Origin of the sequence: Microbacterium helvum, assembly GCF_014779795.1 — a bacterium.
GTDB lineage: Bacteria > Actinomycetota > Actinomycetes > Actinomycetales > Microbacteriaceae > Microbacterium > Microbacterium helvum.
In genome coordinates this window covers 121,573-138,767 of sequence record NZ_JACXZS010000008.1, presented here as the reverse complement: position 1 = coordinate 138,767, position 17,195 = coordinate 121,573, and the positions used below count along the sequence as shown (strand labels likewise).

The window sequence follows — 17,195 nt, the reverse complement described above, 5'->3', positions numbered from 1 at the left end:
CTGTGGAGCCTCAGCCGTCACCTGCTCCGCAGTCAAGTTCCGCGGTACGACGGCGCGCGCAAGCGCGGAAAATGACTGCGGAACAAGAATGGGCCCTGGTCGATGTCACGAGGCATCGCTAGCGTGGGCCGGGTGAGCCCCGCAAAGGCAGAGGCCGAGATCCTCGACATCGGCGGGCACGAGGTGCGCGTCTCGAGCCCGAGCAAGATCGTGTTCCCTGGGCCGGGGATCACCAAGCTCGACATCGTGCGGTACTACCTCGCCGTCGCCGACGGCGCCCTGCGCGGGGCCGGCGGCAGGCCGATGGTGCTCAAGCGCTTCCCCAAAGGCATCGACGCCGAGCCGTTCTTCCAGAAGCGGGTGCCCGAGAACCATCCCGAGTTCATCGACACCGCAACGCTGCACTATGCCCGGGGCACGTCGGCAGAAGAGGCCGTGATCCGGGATGCCGCCGGCCTCGCCTGGATCGTCAACCTCGGCTGCCTCGATCTCAACCCGCATCCGGTGCGCGCCGAAGACCTCGACCATCCCGACGAGCTGCGGATCGACCTCGACCCGATGCCCGGCGTGGACTGGTCGCAGATCGTCGACGTCGCCTTCGTCGCCCGTGAGGTGCTCGACGACGTCGGCCTCGTCGGGTGGCCCAAGACCAGCGGGTCTCGCGGCATCCACATCCTGGTCCGGATCGCGCCGCAATGGGACTACAAGCAGGTGCGCCTCGCAGCCGAGACGCTCGCGCGCGAAGTCGCGAACCGCGCACCCGGCCTCGCCACCGCGCAGTGGTGGAAGGAGGAACGCGGCGAGAGCGTGTTCGTCGACTTCAATCAGAACGCCAAAGACCGGACGGTGGCATCCGCGTACTCGATCCGGCCGCTGCCCGACGCCCGCGTGTCGACACCGCTCGGCTGGGATGAACTGCGCACGCGCCGCCCGGACGAGTTCACCGTGCTCACGGTGCCGGACCGCTACGCCGAGCTGGGCGACCCGCACGCCGGCATCGATGACACCGCCGGCACCCTCGACGGGCTCCTGCGCCTCGCCGATGAGCTCGGCCCCGCTGAAAAGCCGCCGCGCGGCGGCGGCACCGACGGTCGGCGCCAGTCCACGATGCCGCTGATCGAGATCGCCCGCACCAAGACGAAGTCCGAGTCGATCGCTGCGCTGGAAGAGTGGACCCGCAAGTACCCGGCGGCGAACGCTCAGCTGCACCCTGCGGATGTTCTCATCGACGGCATGCGCGGGTCGAGTTCGCTCTGGTACCGCGTGCGCGTCAACCTGCAGCATGTGGCCGAGGAGGATCGTCCGCCGCAGGAGGAGCTCATCGCCGACTACGACCCCTGGGAGGGCAAGGTGTGGCCGGGAGCGCCGGACCGCTGAGCCGCCGCTCCTCGCCCCGACTCGGTCGTTGAGCGAGCGAAGCGCGACGAAACGCGGTGAGCCGCCCATCGGACGCACCACGGCGACGACCAGTGCGTGGCCGAGTCCGGAGAACGGGTCACCGCGTTTCGTCTTCGCTCCTTCGTCGCTCCGCTCAACGACCAGGAGTGGGGCCGTACGCCGGCACCCTGTCGAGCACATGGTCGGCCAGACCGTAGGCGACCGCATCGGCGGCGGTGAAGACACGGTCGCGGTCGGTGTCGGAGCGCAGCTGTGCGGCATCCTTGCCGGTATGCCGGGCGAGGATCTCTTCGACCTCGCCGCGCACGCGCACGAGCTCGTCGGCCTGCAGGATGAGGTCGGGGATCGCGCCCCTCCCCTGCCCGGCCGGCTGGTGCAGCACGACGCGCGCGTGCGGCAGCACCGAACGCTTGCCCGGCGCGCCGGCGGCGAGCATCACCGCACCGACCCCGATCGCCTGTCCGACGACGGTCGTCGCCACGTCCGGGCGCACATGCTGCATCGTGTCGTACACGGCGAGCATGGCCGACGGGTCGCCGCCCTCGCAGTTGATGTAGAGCTGGATGTCGCGTTCGGGGCTGTCGGCGTCGAGGTGCAGCAGCTGTGCGATGAGCGCATTCGCGACCCCCGCGTCGATGCCCGTGCCGAGGTACACGACGCGCTCGGCCAGCAGGTGCGAGTAGACGTCCATGATGCGGTCGCCGCGCGGATGCTGCGCCACGACGTTCGGGATGGTGTAACCGCTCATGCCGCCACCTCCGCTCCGACGCGCAGTCCCGCCGGTCGCCGGCGACGCGGCACGACCTGCGCGAAGTCGTCGACGATCGCGTCGATGAAGCCGTAGTCGCGTGCCTGCTCGGCGGTGTACCAGCGGTCATGCAGCGAGTCTTCGAAGATCCGGGCGATCGGCTGACCGGTGTCAGCAGCGACGATGCCCAGCACGGTGTCGCGCGTGTAGCGCAGGTCGTCGGCCTGCACCTCGACGTCGACCGTCGATCCGCCGATGCCTGCCGAGCCCTGATGCATCAGGATGCGCGCGTGCGGAAGGGCGCGCCGCTTGCCCGGCGTCCCGGCCGAGAGCAGGAACTGCCCGGCGCTGCACGCGAGACCGAGCGCGAGGGTCGCGACGTCGTTGGGAATGAGCCGCATCACGTCCCGGATCGCGAGCATCGACGGCACCGAGCCGCCGGGCGAGTGGATCCACAGCGCGATGTCGGCGGTCTCGTCCTCCGCCGCCAGCGCGAGCAGCTGCGTCGCGAGCAGCGTGCCGTTGTCGTCGTCGAGCGGGCCGTCGAGCACGAGCACGCGCTGCTGGAACAGCTCGCGCCGCGCCTCGGCCCCGAACTGGGGGATCTTGCCTTCTTCAGCCATGCCCCCAGCCTGCGCGCGGCCGCGGCCGCCGGCATCCGTTTCCGCTCCCGGCGGCTCTGCCCACAGCGGAGCGGGGCGCGCATCCGGCCTGGCCTTGCCTGTTGTTCTTGGCGAGTCGCCGATAACTGCTGTCACGGCGGCAGAAAGTGGCGAATCGCCAGAATCGCCAGGCACGTCGCGCGTGCCTGGTCTGACGAGTCGCCAAGAACCGCAGTGGAAACGGCAGCTTCTGGCGAGTCGCCGAAATCGACCGCAGGGGTGAGTGTGAACCGGAAGTTCATCGGGGTCCGAGACCTGCGTGAACAGGAAGTTCATCGCCCGAATCGGCGTATGCCGGAACCGGCTCGCAGGCTCAGCGCACGCGTCGCGACGGGGACTCGACCGCGGTGTGCATCGCGGTCACCAGCGCCGGCCGCACGGCCTCGGGCGTGAACGCCGCGGCGGCCTCGCGTGCGTGCGCGGCGAGCTCGGCGCGGCGGGCGTCGTCCTGCAGCAGGGCGATCAGCGCACCGGCCAACGCCTCGACATCGCCGGGCGGCACGAGCACACCCGCGTCGCCGACGGCCTCGCGCGGACCGTAACGCGCATCGGTCGACACCACGGGCAGACCGCGGGCGAGCGCCTCGGCGATCGACAGTCCCTGCCCCTCGAAGGCGGTCGAGGTCAGGAAGACGGACGACCTGTCGAAGACGGCATCCCGCTGCGACGTCGCGCCGTGAAGAGTGACGGATGCCGTCACGCCGAGCTCGTCGACAAGTCCCTGCAGCTCGTCGCGCAGCGGGCCGTCGCCGTACACGTCGAGGTGCGCGTCGGGCACGGCCGCGACGACCGCAGGCCACGCCCGCACGGCGAGGTCGACGCGCTTCTGCGGCGCCAGCCGGTTGAGCATCACCACGCGGTGCGGGTCGCGGATCGACGCGGCGTCCGGCTCGGAGCCCAGCTCGATCGTGTTCGGCACGACGTGGAACGTGCCCGGGTCGCCGAAGCGCGCCATCACCTCGTCGCGCTGCGCGGCCGTGGGCCACAGCACGGCGTCGTAAGCGTCGAGCGTGCGTAGCCAGCGGTCCCACAGGCCGACCATGGGCGCGGACGGGTCATCGTGCGGGGCCGGCAGATGGGAGTTGTGGATCGTGTGCACGAGCCGCACGCGCGGGTCGTCCCACTCGACGAGCGCCTCACCGATCTGACGAGACTCGCACACGACGACGAACAGCCGGTCGGGGTCGCCCGCCGCCGTGCGGCGCTCGTCCGCGATCGCCTCCAGCCACGCGATGTAGAGCCCCCGGAACCCGCGGAGCACGCGGTCTCCGCCCGGCGTGTGCACGACGACGTTCGCGTCGCGCAGGTGCCATTCGGGGTCGTTCTCGAACACCGGCAGCTCGGCGACCGGCCGGTGACCGGCATCCTGGACCGTCCGGTACACGACGCCCGGCGTGCGTCCGCCCGGCTCGCCGGCGCGTGCGAGCCAGTCGCCGCCGGCGAGCAGCTCGTCGAACAGGTTGCGCACGCGCGACGCGTCGGGCACGTGCCCGCCGTCCACGAACGCCTGCCGCTGCGCGGCGTGCGCCTCGGGCGACTGGCCGTCGACGCTGAGCATGAGCGGCTCCCGCGCGCCCGCCGCCTCGAGCAGCCGCAGCCGCGCCGGCACCGCGACCGCGAACCCGCCGTCCAGACCGAGCGCGATCCGGCTGCCCAGCACCACGTAGTCGGCATCGGGCAGTCGCGTGTCAGAGCTCACCCGTCCATCCTCCCCCGCGAACACATGCCGAAACGAATGGGATGCCGCAAGCCAGGGCTTGCGGCATCCCATTCAGATCACTCCCACTCGATGGTCCCCGGGGGCTTCGAGGTGACGTCGAGCACCACGCGGTTGATCTCGCGCACCTCGTTGGTGATGCGGTTCGAGATCCTCGACAGCACGTCGTAGGGCAGGCGCGTCCAGTCGGCGGTCATCGCGTCCTCGGACGAGACCGGGCGCAGCACGATCGGGTGGCCGTAGGTGCGGCCGTCGCCCTGCACGCCCACCGAGCGCACGTCGGCCAGCAGCACGACGGGGCACTGCCAGATCTCGCCGTCGAGGCCCGCCTTCGTCAGCTCTTCGCGGGCGATGGCGTCGGCATCGCGCAGAATCTCGAGACGGTCAGCGGTGACCTCACCCACGATGCGGATGCCGAGGCCGGGGCCCGGAAAGGGCTGCCGCGACACGATGACCTCGGGCAGGCCCAGCTCGCGGCCGATCGCCCGCACCTCGTCCTTGAACAGGGTGCGCAGCGGTTCGACGAGCTCGAACTGCAGGTCTTCCGGCAGTCCGCCGACGTTGTGGTGCGACTTGATGTTCGCCGTGCCCGTGCCGCCGCCGGACTCGACGACGTCGGGGTAGAGCGTGCCCTGGACGAGGAAGCTGATCGGCTCGCCCTCGGCTGCGGCCTCGGCGACGAGGTCGGCCTGCACCTTCTCGAACGCACGGATGAACTCGCGGCCGATGATCTTGCGCTTCTGCTCGGGGTCGCTCACACCGGCGAGGGCGTTCAGGAACGTCTCGCGGGCGTCGACGGTGACCAGGCGCACCCCCGTGGAGGCGACGTAGTCCTGCTCGACCTGCTCGCGCTCGCCCTTGCGCAGCAGTCCGTGATCGACGAACACCGCGACGAGCTGGTCGCCGACGGCCTTGTGCACGAGCGCCGTCGAGACGGCCGAGTCGACGCCACCCGACAGGGCCGACAGCACACGGCCGGTGCCGACCTGCGCGCGGATCTTCTCCACCTGCTCAGCGATGACGTTCCCGCTGTTCCAGTCGGCGGGAAGGCCCGCCGCCTTGTGCAGGAAGTTCTCGATGACGTTCTGGCCGTAGTCGGAGTGCTTGACCTCGGGATGCCACTGCACACCGTACAGGCGACGCTCGTCGCTGCCGAACGCGGCGACCGGGGTGGCGCCCGTCGAGGCGAGCACGTCGAACCCCTCGGGCGCCTTCGCGACCTGGTCGCCGTGGCTCATCCACACGTTCTGCTCGACCGGCTGGCCACCCAGCAGCACGCCGCCGTCACCGGTGACCGCGGCATCCGTCGCGCCGTACTCGCGCAGACCGGTGTTCGCGACCTCGCCGCCGAGCGCCTGCGCCATGACCTGGAAGCCGTAGCAGATGCCGAGCGTCGGGACGCCGAGGTCGAAGACCCCGGTGTCGAGCGCAGGAGCGCCCTCTTCGTACACCGAGGACGGGCCGCCCGACAGGATGATGCCGACGGGGTTCTTCGCCGCGATGTCGGCCGCCGTCGCGGTGTGCGGCACGATCTCGCTGTACACGCCGGCCTCGCGGACGCGGCGGGCGATCAGCTGCGCGTACTGGGCGCCGAAGTCGACGACCAGCACCGGGCGCTGGTCGGTCTCGTTTTGTTCGGTCAACGCTTGTTCTCCGTAGGGATGGCCTGAGTAAGGGACGAGTGCTCGGCGCGCGAGTGCAGCTCATCGGCTTCGCGCTGCGCGAGGTAGGACTTGACGTCGCGGGCGACGCGGGCCTCCATGAAGAACGACAGCAGCGGCACGATGCCGCCGGCAGCGAGCATCGCGAGACGCCCGAGGTTCCAGCGCATGAGGCTCCACACGCGGAAGCACGAGACGAGGTACACGACGTAGAACCAGCCGTGCGCGACGAGGATGCCGAGCGACAGGTTGAACCCGTCACCGGTCGACTCCAGGCCGGACGCGGTCTCGACGACGGGCGCGAACCACAGGAAGCCGCCCGATCCACCCAGGAACAGCTCGTAGTGCAGGCCGTACTTGACGATCATCTCGGCGACCAGCAGCAGCAGCATGGTGCCCGTGATGATCGAGCAGATCTGGTAGAACTTCAGGGCTCCGCGGATCGCCGGAAAGGAAGCGAGCTTCGGGGCGCGGGGCATGCCCCCAGTCTACCCGCGTGTCGCCGCGGCCCCGCCGGGCGTCAGGCGGCGGGCTCGCCGCCGCCCTCGGCCGCGTCGTCGGCGAAGTCTTCGAGCTCCTTCTCCCACGCGTCCTTCGCGAGCCGGTACCAGAGGTAGAACGCGAAGCCCGCGAACACGGCCCACTCGACGGCGTAGAAGATGTTCAGCCAGTTGACGTTCGAGCCCTCTTCAGGCGCCGGCGACGAGATCGCGTCGAGTCCGCCGAACGCCTCCGTCGACGCGAGGTACGGGCGATAGACGTTCAGCTCCTCGACGTCGTGCCAGCGGCCGAGCAGCGCCGCCGGCGACATCCGCGTCATCGTCTGCGGATCGGCGCCGTGCGGCGGCAGCACCGGCCCCTCGTCGGCGATCAGACGCCCGGTCACGTCGACGGAATCGGAACGGGATGCCTCGTCCTCGAGTGTCGAGACGGCAGCGGTGGCGGCATCCATCGTCGAAGCCCAGCCGACCGCGACAGCCACTGACACCGGACCCGCGACGTCGGTCTCGCCGTCGTCGAGGCGCAGCTGACCGGTCACCCAGTACCCCTCTACGCCGTCGTTGTAGCGCGACTCGACGATCAGGAAGTCGCCCGGCACCCAGGTGCCGCTCGTCTCGACGCGCTGGCCGACGAGCGGATCGTTGAGGTATTCGCCCGGCTGCGCGATGTCGCCGATCGGACGCACCTCCTCGGTCGCGCCGGGCGGATTCGGGTTGACCTGCACAGCGCGCGCCAGCTGCCACTGGCCGAGCCACGCGAACACGCCCGCGACGACGAGGCACAGCAGCAGCATGCCGATCCAGCGCGGACGCAGCATCACCTCGCGCAGCGTCGGAGGGAACGCTTCGACGGGCTCAGCGACCGGTTCGGCCCCTGGGCTCGTCGAAGGGTCGGGCGAACTCATCTCTCGGCGTACGGGGCGACGACGACCTCGACGCGCTGGAACTCCTTGAGGTCGGAGTACCCGGTCGTGGCCATCGACTTGCGCAGCGCACCGATGAGGTTCGCCGTGCCGTCGGCGACGGGTGCGGGACCGTACAGGACCTCTTCGAGCGAGGCGACCTGGTCGACCTTCACGCGGCGGCCGCGCGGCAGCTGCGCGTGGTGCGCCTCGGGTCCCCAGTGGAATCCGCGGCCCGGTGCATCGGTGGCCCGGGCCAGCGCGACACCCAGCATGACGGCATCCGCCCCCATCGCGATCGCCTTGACGATGTCGCCCGACGTGCCCACGCCGCCGTCCGCGATGACGTGCACGTACCGTCCGCCCGACTCGTCGAGGTAGTCGCGGCGCGCGCCGGCGACATCCGCGACGGCCGTGGCCATGGGGGCGTGCAGGCCCAGCGTGGCGCGGGTCGTCGAGGCCGCTCCCCCGCCGAAGCCGACGAGCACGCCGGCCGCGCCCGTGCGCATGAGGTGCAGCGCCGCGGTGTAGGTCGATGCGCCGCCGACGATCACGGGAACGTCGAGGTCGTAGATGAACTTCTTGAGGTTGAGCGGCTGGTCGACGCTCGACACGTGCTCGGCCGACACCGTGGTGCCGCGGATCACGAACAGGTCGACGCCGGCGGCGACGACGGTCTCGTACAGCTCCTGGGTGCGCTGCGGAGTGAGCGACCCGGCGACCGTCACACCGGCCGCGCGGATCTCGGCGAGGCGGTCCCGCACCAGCTCGGGCTTGATCGGCTCGGAGTACAGCTCCTGCATGCGACGGGTCGCGGCGCCCTTCTCGAGCGCGGCGATCTCGGTGAGCAGCGGCTCGGGGTCGTCGTACCGCGTCCACAGCCCCTCGAGGTCGAGGACGCCGAGGCCGCCGAGCTGCCCCAGCATGATCGCCGTGCGCGGGCTCACCACCGAGTCCATCGGGGCGCCCAGCACCGGGATGTCGAAGCTGAACGCGTCGATCGTCCAGGCCGTCGAGACGTCCTCGGGGTTGCGCGTGCGCCTCGAGGGCACCACCGCGATGTCGTCGAACGTGTAGGCGCGCCGCGCGCGCTTGGCCCGGCCGAGCTCGATGTCCATGCTCACGCGTCCAGCCTACCCGTCGGCCCTGCGCCGCCCTTCCTCGCCGACCATGCCCTTCCCCCGCCCACCATGCCCTTTCCCCGCCGACCATGCCCTTTCCCCGCCGACCATGCCCGGGCATGCTCGGCGACAACTGGGCATGCTCGGCGACAACTGGGCATGCTCGGCGACGAACACGGGACGGGGGGATGCCGGCGGCACGGGCCGCCGGCATCCACAGGACTTCTCACCGGGCGCGGGCGACGCGCGCCTCGTCCCACACCGGGGCGTCGGACTCGAAGACGCGGCCGTCGGAGCCGAACACGAGGAACCGGTCGAACGACTTCGCAAGCCATCGGTCGTGCGTGACGGCGAGGACGGTGCCCTCGAACCGGGCGAGGGCGTCCTGCAGGGCCTCGGCCGAGACGAGGTCGAGGTTGTCGGTCGGCTCGTCGAGCAGCAGCAGGGTCGCCCCCGACAGCTCCAGCAGCAGGATCTGGAAGCGCGCCTGCTGGCCGCCCGACAGGCTGTCGAAGGTCTGCTCCGCCTGCGCGACGAGCCCGTAGCGGTCCAGCGCGCTCGACGCGGCGTCACGCGGGAGGCCGGCGCGCGCATCCTCGCCGCGGTGCAGGATGTCGAGCAGCGTGCGCCCGTCGAACTCGGGATGCCGGTGGGTCTGCGCGAACCAGCCCGGCACCACGCGCGCGCCCAGGATCGCGCGGCCTTCGTGCGCGACCGGCTCGAGTCCTGCGCCCGTGGCGGTGACGTGACCCAGCCGCCCGTCGGGATCGGTGCCGCCGCGGGCCAGCAGGCGCAGGAAGTGCGACTTGCCGGACCCGTTCGAGCCCAGCACGGCGACGCGGTCGCCGAACCACACCTCGACGTCGAACGGCTTCATGAGCCCGGTCAGCTCGAGCTGCTCGGCGACGACGGCCCGGCGGCCGGTGCGCGCACCGCGCAGGCGCACGTCGAGCTCCTGCTCTTTCGGCCGCTCCTGCGGCGGCCCGGCCTGCTCGAACTTGCTCAAGCGGGTCTGGGCGGCACGGTAGCGCGAGGCCATGTCGCTGTTGTTCGCCGCCTTGACCTTGAGCATCGCGACGAGCGCTTTGAGCTTCACGTGCTGCTCGTCCCAGCGGCGGCGCAGCTCGTCGAGGCGCGCCATGCGGTCCTCGCGCGCCCGGTGATACGTGCCGAAGCCGCCGCCGTGCACCCACGCCGTGCTGCCGGCGCCGCCCGCCTCGAGGGTCACGATGCGGTCGGCGGCGCGGGCCAGCAGTTCCCGATCGTGCGAGACCAGCAGCACCGTCTTGGGCGTCTCGCGCAGACGCTCCTCGAGCCAGCGCTTGCCGGGCACGTCGAGGTAGTTGTCAGGCTCGTCGAGCAGCAGCACCTGGTCGGGGCCGCGCAGCAGCGCCTCCAGCGCGAGCCGCTTCTGCTCGCCGCCCGACAGCGTCGTGAGCTCGCGATAGCGCGCGCGAGAGAACGGGATGCCGAGGGCCGCGGTCGTGCAGGTGTCCCAGACGGTCTCGTACTCGTAGCCGCCGGCCTCTGCGTACTCGGCGAGCGCGCCGGCGTACCGCATCTGGGTGTCGAGGTCGTCGTGCTCGATGATCGCCGCCTCGGCGTCCTCCAGCTCACGAGCCGATCGGCGCACGCGGTCGGGCGCGACCGAGATGAGCAGGTCGTGCACGGTCTGCCCGGGCGCGCCGTGGCCGACGAACTGGTCCATGACGCCGAGCCCGCCGTCGATCGACACGACACCCGAGAGAGCGGGCGTCTCGTCGCGGATGATCTTCAGCAGCGTCGTCTTGCCCGCGCCGTTCTGGCCGATGAGCGCTGTCGTCGATCCTTCGCCCACGCGGAAGGAGACCTCGTCGAGCAGCGGTCTGCCGTCCGGCAGCGCGTACGAGACGGCGGCGATGTCGATGTAACCCACGGGGTTCCCCTCTGCTCCGACACGGCATCCATCGCCGAAAGGGGAGCCGACCAGACTACATGTCCCCGGGCCTCACGTGCCGAAACACCGGCTGGTCACGGCGACACGCCGGGTGGCGGCATCCGTCACCGGGGTGTCCCGTCACCGACCAGTCTTCTCGCAATCCGGGGGTGGGCGTCGCCCCGCCGGGGCGGTCAGGCGGCGGGAGCGGCGTACCGACCGGACTTGATGGCCCGCTCGCGGGCCTTCGCCGCCTCGACCTCGCGGTTCTTCGGCGGGGTCACGGCGACGAGGTCGTCGAGGAGATGCTGCGTGATGTGGGCGATCTCGTGGACGGCGTGGTCGAACGCCTCCTGGTTCGCCTTCGAGGGCTTCGTGGTGCCCGCGATCTTGCGCACGTACTGGAGCGCGGCGGCGTGGACCTCGTCGGAGGTCGCGGCGGGCTCGAAGTTGTGGAGCGTGTGGATGTTCCGGCACATGTGCCCGACGATACGCCGGACGCCCGACGTCGTCACCCCGCGCGACGGGCCGCCTCGACGACGACGGGATCCGCGCAACCGGCCGCGAACCCCGCGATCCTGCGGTCGATCTCGTGCTGCAGCAGCCTGACGCCGATCCACTCGGCGAGCGGCGCAAGCCATGCCGGACGGCACGAGAAGTTGTATCGCCATACGGCCCGCGTGCCCTCGCCCGCGGGCTCGAAGCGCCAGCCGCCGCCCATCTTCTCGAAGAACCAGGGGCCCTCGAGCATCTTCATGCCCACCGAGGTCGGCGGTCGGTACGAGACGTACTCGCTCACCATGCGCAGCCCGCTGCGCTGCACCGTGAGCGTGCGCACGCCCTTGCCGGCGGCATCCGCTCCGTCCAGGAACTGCTGCCGGCGGATGAAGCGGTCCCACCGCAGGCGCACCGCGCCGGTGGTCTGCGAGACGGCGAACGCGAGTTCTGGCGCGAGGGGGACGACGACGGACGCTTCGACGACGGGCATCGCGCGCTACCAGCGGTCAGTGCTCATCGTGCCACCAGCGGTCAGTGCTCATCGTGCTACCAGCGGTCAGTGCTCATCGTGCTACCAGCGGTCAGTGCTCATCGTGCTACCAGCGGTCAGTGCCGCGCGGAAGGACGTCGAGCACGTGCGGGAGCTCGGTCGGGAAGCACGAGCGGAACAGCTCGGTGATCTGCGGGTCGGAGCCGTAGTCGTCGACGATCCGCAGGCCGATCATCGTGCTGATGAGCATGCCCTCGGCCATGAACATCCGGGCACCGTCGGCGTCGAGGCCCATCTCGTCGCGGAAGAACCGCCACACCCGCGCGAATCCGCGGCGTGAGGCGGGGCCGATCACGGGATGGCTGCCGAGCAGATACCCGTGGGCGAGCGTCTGGTGGAGGCCGCGCACCTCGATGAGGTCGACGAACGCCTGCCCGATGCGCTTGCCCGCCGCCTTCGCCTCACTGAGCTCCGGGTCGGGATCAGCTGCGGCTGCGGCGAGCGCCGCCCGGAACGCCGTGAGCGTCCGCGTGAGCGCGTCGTCGAGAGCGGCGAGGAACAGGTTCTCTTTGGAGCCGAACAGTCGCACGACGTAGGGCTGGCTGACACCGGCGGCACGGGCCACCTCGTCGGTCGTGGCCCCCTCGTAACCGCGGGCGCCGAAGACGGCGAGTGCGGCCTGCAGGATCTGGCGGCGGCGCTCGTCGGACGACAGCCGGCGGCCGGTGTCAGGCGTCTCGTCGACCGCGACCGCGCCGTCGCCGCCGAGTGCTGCAGAAGTCATGACGAAAGGTTATCAGCGAATGACTTGACTTTGTAATCAGTCGATTACTACATTGTCGTCCAGCAAGTAATCATCGAATAACAACCGGAGTCATCATGTCGGCAGCATCCCCCGCCACCGCCGCCCGGCGGCCGCAACCGTTCGCCCTCGTCCTCGCCGCGGCGTCCCTCCCGATGTTCATGGCGACGCTCGATAACCTGGTCATGACCAACGCGCTCCCGGTGCTGCACCGCGACATGGGAGCGAGCGTCGAAGAGCTGCAGTGGTTCGTCAACGCCTACACGCTCGCGTTCGCCGGCGCCATCCTGATCGCCTCTGCCCTGGGCGACCGCTTCGGCCGCCGGACGGTCTTCGCGATCGGCATCGCGGTGTTCGGCGCCGGGTCGGTGCTCGCCGCCCTCAGCACGGATCCCGGGCAGCTGATCGCCGCGCGCGCCGTGCAGGGGTTCGGTGCGGCCGGCGTGATGCCGCTCTCGCTCGCGCTGCTCAGCGGAGCGGTCCCGCCGCAGCGACGTCCGCTGGCGATCGGCATCTGGGGCGGCGTCGCCGGACTCGGCGTCGCGATCGGCCCGCTCGTCGGCGGCGCCATCATGGAGGGCTGGAACTGGCAGGCGATCTTCTGGATCAACGTGCCGGTGGCCCTCATCGCCATCCCCCTCGCCCTCGCGGTGCTGAACAACGACTTCGGCGCGCGCGCCCGCATCGACGTGCCCGGCGCGGTGCTCGCAGCGGCCGGCGTCCTCGCCCTCGTCCACGCGATCGTCCGCGGCAACGACGACGGCTGGGACTCGTTCGGGGTCATCGCCGAGATCGCCGTCGGCGCGATGCTGATCGTCGCGTTCCTCATCTGGCAGCTGCGCGCCAAGGCACCGCTGGTTCCGCTGCGGCTGTTCCGCGACCGCTCGTTCTCGATCACCAACATCATCGGATTCGCCTTCAGCTTCGGCACATTCGGCGCGGTGTTCCTGCTGATCCAGTACCTGCAGGTCGTTCAGGGGTCATCGCCGCTGGAGGCTGCCGTGCAGACCACTCCGTGGACCCTCGCACCGATGTTCATCGCTCCGGTCGCCGGAATCCTGGCGCCGCGGGTCGGCACGCGCCTGCTGCTCGTCGTCGGCCTCACCCTCCAGGGCATCGCGCTCACCTGGATCGCGGCCGTCATGGCGACGGACCTCGACTACCCCACCCTGATCGCGCCCTTCGTGATGGCGGGCGTCGGCATGGCTCTCGTGTTCGCCCCGTCCGCGACGGCGCTCCTGGCCACGCTCGGGCTCGTCGACCACGCGAAGGCGTCCGGCGTCAACTCGACCGTTCGCGAGCTCGGCGTGGCTCTCGGCACGGCCGTCATGACCGCGATCTTCGTCGGTGCTGGTGGCGAGCTCCTGCCCGACATGTATGTCGACGCCGCGCGTCCGGCCGTGTTCACCGGTGCCGCAGTGCTCTTCGCCGCCGCGATCGTCGCGCTGTGGCTGCCGTCCGGAAGGTCGTCGGAAGCGGATGCCGCCACCACCGCGGACGGTGACGCCGAGGCCGCCGATGCCGGGGCCCCCGCGCCGGCGCTGACCCCGACGGCCTGACCCGCTGTCGCACGCAGGGGCGCCTCGTCGGACCTCCGGGGCGCTCCTGCGCGTCGGGCGGCGCCGTCAGTCGCCCTTGCCCCGCAGCAGCCGCGTGAACAGCCCGTCGAACACGAACAGCAGGAACGCGGGCGAGCCGATCCACGGCGCCAGCACGACCACGGCGACCGCGATGAGCAGTGCGCTGAGCGCCCCACGGCCGTAGGCTGCGGCATCCGCTTCGCTCAGACTCGGCAGCATCATCTCGCGCCGCCGCATCGCCCAGCGCCACTGCAGCCAGCTGCACAGGATCGCGCACAGGAACACCACCGGCATCGCGAGCCGGCCGGCGAAGTACTCCGAGTGCTCGGTGGTGAGCCCGGTCGCGAAGGGCACCAGCACGATGAACAGCAGCCGCGCGTTGTTGAGCCAGATCATCATGCCGTCCACGTCGGAGATGTGCTCGAACTGGCGCACATGCTCGACCCACAGCAGGCACAGCAGCCCGAAGCTCAGTGCGAAGTTGAAGAACAGCTGCCACATGTCGCCGAGCGCCGCCCACATCTGCGCGTCGCCGTCGAGCTCACCGAGCGGGTGAGAAGTGAGGTCGAGCACGAGCAGCGTGGCCGCGATCGCGAACACGCCGTCCGTGAAGGCCTCCAGCCGCACGGTGCGCTGTGTCGCCTCGGCATGCGAACGCTGTCTGATCATGGCGCCAGGCTAGCGACCCGCGTCACACACCGTCGCCGCGACGGTCGTGTCGCCTCGCACTGCGAGGATGGAGGAGCGGATGCCGCACCGCCTGCCGCGCGGCGCCTCCGCCGCGCCACCCGACGGCGCCCCGAGACGGAGGCCCCATGACCGAGCAGATCCCCTACGTCGTCGTCGGAGCGGGCGCCATGGGCCTGGCCACCACCTGGCAGCTCGCCCGGCGCGGCCACCGCGTGCTGACGCTGGAACGGTTCCCCCGCGGGCACACCCGCGGCGCGTCGCACGGGGCGACCCGCAACTTCAACAACGCGTACGCCGCCGCGCACTACCTCGACCTGCTGACGCTCGCGCGCACGGAGTGGAGGCGGGCGGTGAGCGCTACGACATCTTCGCCGACACCGTCGTGGTGACGGCCGGGGCGTGGACCGCCGGCATCCTTCCCCGCTCTTCTGCCCTGCCGCGACTCACCGTCACGGAAGAGAGCCCGGCGCACTTCGCCCCCAGGTCGCCCGATCATGCCTGGCCGTCATTCAACCACTTCGTCGATCCGCAGCGCGGACCCATCGGCAACGTGTACGGCATGCCGACGCCGGGCGAGGGCGTGAAGGTGGGCTTCCACATGGTCGGGCCGGTCGTCGACCCTGACGAGCGGACGTTCCGCCCGGTGCCGGAGCAGGCCGCTCAGTTGCGGGACTATGTCGCCGAATGGTTCCGCGGCCTCGACGCCGACACCGCGGCGCCCATCAGTTGCGCCTACACCTCGACCGTCACCGAGGACTTCGTGCTCGACCGCCGCGGCCGGATCGTCGTCGGCGCGGGCTTCTCAGGCCATGGCTTCACGTTCACGCCGGCGGTCGGCTCGGTACTCGCCGACCTCGCCACGGACGACACCGCGCGCGCCGCGGAGCCGTTCCGGCTGCCGTGATGCCGACTCCTCGAACGCGAAGAGCGGATGCCGTCACGCCCGGGTGGGCGTGACGGTATCCGCTCTTGCGACGCGGGTCACTTCTTGTAGTTCGGCGCCTCGACGACGATCTGCACGTCGTGGGGGTGGGACTCCTTCAGACCGGCAGCGGTGATCCGGACGAACTTGCCCTTGGCCTTGAGCTCGTCCACCGTGCGGGCGCCGACGTAGAACATCGACTGACGCAGACCGCCGACGAGCTGATAGGCGACCGCCGAGACCGGACCGCGGTAGGCGACCTGGCCCTCGATGCCCTCGGGGATCAGCTTGTCGTCGCTGGGAACGTCCGCCTGGAAGTAGCGGTCCTTCGAGTACGACGTCTTCTTGCCGCGGGTCTGCAGCGCGCCGAGAGAACCCATGCCGCGATACTGCTTGAACTGCTTGCCGCCCTGGAAGACGATCTCGCCCGGCGACTCGTCGGTGCCGGCGAGGAGCGAGCCGAGCATGACGGTGTCGGCGCCGGCGACGAGGGCCTTGGCGATGTCGCCCGAGTACTGCAGACCGCCGTCGGCGATGACCGGGACGCCCGCCTCGCGCGCCGCGAGCGACGCCTCGTAGATCGCGGTGACCTGCGGGACGCCGACACCCGCGACGACGCGGGTGGTGCAGATCGACCCCGGCCCGACGCCGACCTTGACCGCGTCGACACCCGCGTCGATGAGCGCCTGCGCGCCTTCGCGCGTCGCGACGTTGCCGCCGATGATGTCGATGTGCGCGAACGACTCGTCGCCCTTGAGACGGCGGACCATGTCGATCACGCCCGCGGACTGGCCGTTGGCGGTGTCGACGACGATGACGTCGACACCGGCGTCCCGCAGCGCCTCGGCGCGCTGCCACGCGTCGCCGAAGAAGCCGATCGCGGCGCCGACGCGCAGACGCCCCTGCTCGTCCTTCGTGGCCAGCGGGTACTTCTCGCTCTTGTCGAAGTCCTTGATGGTGATGAGGCCGGACAGCGTGCCGTCCTCGTCGATGAGGGGCAGCTTCTCGACGCGGTGCTGGGCGAACAGCGCGATGACCTCACCGGCGCTGATGCCGACGCGGCCCGTGACGAGGTTCTCGGTGGTCATGACGTCGCGCACCTTGGTGGTCTGGCGCTCGAAGCCCGACACGAAGCGCATGTCGCGGTTGGTCACGATGCCCACCAGGTGGTTGTCGGCGTCGACGACCGGCAGGCCAGAGATGCGGTACTGCGCGCATAGCGAGTCGACCTCTTCGATCGTCGCGTCGGGCGTCGTCGTGATCGGATCGGTGATCATGCCGGACTCGCTGCGCTTGACGCGGTCGACCATCGACGCCTGGTCCTCGATCGAGAGGTTGCGGTGGATGATGCCGATGCCGCCCTCGCGTGCGATGGCGATGGCGAGGCGGGCCTCGGTGACGGTGTCCATGGCCGCCGACAGCAGCGGCGTGGCCACCGTGATCCGCCGGCTCAGCCGCGACGACGTGTCGGCCTCGCTCGGGATGACGTCGGTGTGCCCGGGCAGCAGCAGCACATCGTCGTAGGTCAGTCCGACGAAGCCGAAGGGGTCGTTGTGCTCCATGGGGTCTCCTCGCGCGCGGCGCGTTCA

17 protein-coding genes are annotated in these 17,195 nt (G+C 70.6%); 4 read left to right on the top strand and 13 right to left on the bottom strand.

Going from position 1 to position 17,195, the window contains the following annotated elements:
* Nucleotides 1-102 precede the first annotated feature (102 nt).
* Nucleotides 103-1,377, top strand: a complete 1,275-nt coding sequence (gene ligD, locus IF188_RS13180) for a non-homologous end-joining DNA ligase (protein WP_224751845.1) — start codon at nt 103-105, stop codon at nt 1,375-1,377.
* A 154-nt stretch (nt 1,378-1,531) separates the two neighbouring features.
* Here the strand turns inward: ligD and IF188_RS13175 are convergent, their stop codons facing one another.
* From IF188_RS13175 to IF188_RS13125, 11 genes are all read right to left on the bottom strand, one after another.
* Nucleotides 1,532-2,146 (bottom strand): ClpP family protease, encoded by a 615-nt coding sequence (locus IF188_RS13175; RefSeq protein WP_191172253.1) that lies wholly within the window; start codon nt 2,144-2,146, stop codon nt 1,532-1,534.
* Nucleotides 2,143-2,769: a ClpP family protease gene (locus IF188_RS13170; protein ID WP_191172251.1), complete on the bottom strand. Its 627-nt coding sequence runs from the start codon at nt 2,767-2,769 to the stop codon at nt 2,143-2,145. Before IF188_RS13170 ends, IF188_RS13175 begins: the two co-directional genes overlap by 4 nt.
* 352 nt (nt 2,770-3,121) lie before the next feature.
* Complete coding sequence (locus IF188_RS13165) at nt 3,122-4,507, bottom strand: glycosyltransferase (RefSeq protein ID WP_191172250.1); 1,386 nt, start codon at nt 4,505-4,507, stop codon at nt 3,122-3,124.
* Between the two features lie 77 nt (nt 4,508-4,584).
* Nucleotides 4,585-6,168 carry a glutamine-hydrolyzing GMP synthase gene (gene guaA, locus IF188_RS13160; RefSeq protein WP_191172249.1) on the bottom strand — a complete coding sequence of 528 codons (1,584 nt, stop codon included), beginning with the start codon at nt 6,166-6,168 and terminating at the stop codon, nt 4,585-4,587.
* Nucleotides 6,165-6,665, bottom strand: coding sequence for a DUF3817 domain-containing protein (locus IF188_RS13155; RefSeq protein ID WP_191172248.1), 501 nt, complete (start codon nt 6,663-6,665; stop codon nt 6,165-6,167). Before IF188_RS13155 ends, guaA begins: the two co-directional genes overlap by 4 nt.
* Before the next feature lie 41 nt (nt 6,666-6,706).
* On the bottom strand, nt 6,707-7,591 hold the full coding sequence (locus IF188_RS13150; RefSeq protein WP_396652785.1) for an SURF1 family protein: 885 nt from the start codon (nt 7,589-7,591) through the stop codon (nt 6,707-6,709).
* Nucleotides 7,588-8,706 (bottom strand): GuaB3 family IMP dehydrogenase-related protein, encoded by a 1,119-nt coding sequence (locus IF188_RS13145; RefSeq protein WP_191172333.1) that lies wholly within the window; start codon nt 8,704-8,706, stop codon nt 7,588-7,590. Before IF188_RS13145 ends, IF188_RS13150 begins: the two co-directional genes overlap by 4 nt.
* 229 nt (nt 8,707-8,935) lie before the next feature.
* Nucleotides 8,936-10,624 carry an ABC-F family ATP-binding cassette domain-containing protein gene (locus IF188_RS13140; protein ID WP_191172247.1) on the bottom strand — a complete coding sequence of 563 codons (1,689 nt, stop codon included), beginning with the start codon at nt 10,622-10,624 and terminating at the stop codon, nt 8,936-8,938.
* Nucleotides 10,625-10,818: 194 nt separating this feature from the next.
* Nucleotides 10,819-11,103, bottom strand: coding sequence for a DUF2277 domain-containing protein (locus tag IF188_RS13135; RefSeq protein ID WP_191172246.1), 285 nt, complete (start codon nt 11,101-11,103; stop codon nt 10,819-10,821).
* A 32-nt stretch (nt 11,104-11,135) separates the two neighbouring features.
* Nucleotides 11,136-11,612 (bottom strand): type II toxin-antitoxin system RatA family toxin, encoded by a 477-nt coding sequence (locus IF188_RS13130; RefSeq protein ID WP_191172245.1) that lies wholly within the window; start codon nt 11,610-11,612, stop codon nt 11,136-11,138.
* A gap of 106 nt (nt 11,613-11,718) precedes the next feature.
* Nucleotides 11,719-12,396, bottom strand: a complete 678-nt coding sequence (locus IF188_RS13125) for a TetR/AcrR family transcriptional regulator (protein ID WP_191172244.1) — start codon at nt 12,394-12,396, stop codon at nt 11,719-11,721.
* A 95-nt stretch (nt 12,397-12,491) separates the two neighbouring features.
* Here IF188_RS13125 and IF188_RS13120 point away from each other — a divergent pair, with 95 nt between their 5' ends.
* Nucleotides 12,492-13,973 (top strand): DHA2 family efflux MFS transporter permease subunit, encoded by a 1,482-nt coding sequence (locus IF188_RS13120; protein ID WP_224751844.1) that lies wholly within the window; start codon nt 12,492-12,494, stop codon nt 13,971-13,973.
* 66 nt (nt 13,974-14,039) lie between these two features.
* Here IF188_RS13120 and IF188_RS13115 read toward each other — a convergent pair whose 3' ends face one another.
* Nucleotides 14,040-14,663 carry a TMEM175 family protein gene (locus tag IF188_RS13115; RefSeq protein WP_191172243.1) on the bottom strand — a complete coding sequence of 208 codons (624 nt, stop codon included), beginning with the start codon at nt 14,661-14,663 and terminating at the stop codon, nt 14,040-14,042.
* Between the two features lie 146 nt (nt 14,664-14,809).
* Between IF188_RS13115 and IF188_RS20590 the strand changes: the two genes are divergently transcribed.
* On the top strand, nt 14,810-15,073 hold the full coding sequence (locus IF188_RS20590; protein WP_318152877.1) for an FAD-dependent oxidoreductase: 264 nt from the start codon (nt 14,810-14,812) through the stop codon (nt 15,071-15,073).
* Nucleotides 15,022-15,588 (top strand): FAD-dependent oxidoreductase, encoded by a 567-nt coding sequence (locus IF188_RS13110; protein WP_318152876.1) that lies wholly within the window; start codon nt 15,022-15,024, stop codon nt 15,586-15,588. The genes IF188_RS20590 and IF188_RS13110 overlap by 52 nt, the downstream gene beginning before the upstream one ends.
* Nucleotides 15,589-15,665: 77 nt before the next feature.
* Here the strand turns inward: IF188_RS13110 and guaB are convergent, their stop codons facing one another.
* Nucleotides 15,666-17,168, bottom strand: a complete 1,503-nt coding sequence (gene guaB, locus IF188_RS13105; RefSeq protein WP_191172242.1) for an IMP dehydrogenase — start codon at nt 17,166-17,168, stop codon at nt 15,666-15,668.
* Nucleotides 17,169-17,195 lie beyond the last annotated feature (27 nt).